The sequence below is a fragment of the Desulfovibrio sp. 1188_IL3213 genome (assembly GCF_036763145.1).
Lineage (GTDB): Bacteria > Desulfobacterota > Desulfovibrionia > Desulfovibrionales > Desulfovibrionaceae > Desulfovibrio.
On sequence record NZ_JBAIYR010000701.1, the window covers coordinates 1 to 746 of the forward strand.

Here is a 746-nt window from a genome sequence, read left to right on the forward strand (position 1 = left end):
TGCCCATGCGGGACCGCGCCGGAAAGGCCTCACGCCAGACAGGCATCAGCCCGCGCAAAAGGCAAAAGAAAGCGCCCGGGTCACACCGGGCGCTTTCTTTATCTTTACAGGCGGTCATTGACTCGCCGCACCACCGCGGGTATGCCTCTGGACTGTCCCGACACCACAGGGTGGCGCGCTCCTGCCGCCCGACAGACAAGGCTTGCTGATACGCCATGAACATACCCGTACCCGCGGCCACCATCGGCCTTTTGATTGCATCAAACATATTCATGACCTTCGCCTGGTACGGCCATTTGCGCTACAAGGGCACGGCCCTGCCCGTGGTCATTCTGGCAAGCTGGGGGCTGGCTTTTTTTGAATACCTGCTTCAGGTGCCTGCCAACCGCATCGGTTACGGGCATTTTTCCGCTGCTGAACTGAAAACCATACAAGAAGTCATTTCCCTGACGGTTTTCATGGTTTTTTCCAGCCTCTGGCTGCACGAACCCCTGCGCTGGAACCACGTTGCGGGCTTTGCCCTCATCGTGCTGGCTGCCTGGATCATCTTTAAGGAGTGGTAACGTGGAAATAGGTCTCGTCCCTTTGCTGGTGGGCATTGCCGCCGCTTTCGCCGGTGGCTTTATAGACGCTATCGCCGGTGGAGGCGGCCTCGTGACCATGCCCGCCCTCCTGCTTACGGGTGTGCCGCCGCATGCGGCCCTTGGCGCCAACAAGTTCAGCGCCTGCATGGGTACGTGCGTGGC

At 59.9% G+C, this 746-nt stretch carries 2 protein-coding genes; both read left to right on the forward strand.

Going from position 1 to position 746, the window contains the following annotated elements; genetic code table 11:
- Window positions 1-215 precede the first annotated feature (215 nt).
- Entirely contained in the window at window positions 216-563 is a 348-nt protein-coding gene (locus V6C16_RS14640) for a DMT family protein (protein WP_333543612.1), read from the forward strand.
- 1 nt (window position 564) lies between these two features.
- Window positions 565-746: TSUP family transporter (locus tag V6C16_RS14645; RefSeq protein WP_333543613.1), on the forward strand; the 182-nt coding region annotated here is incomplete at its 3' end.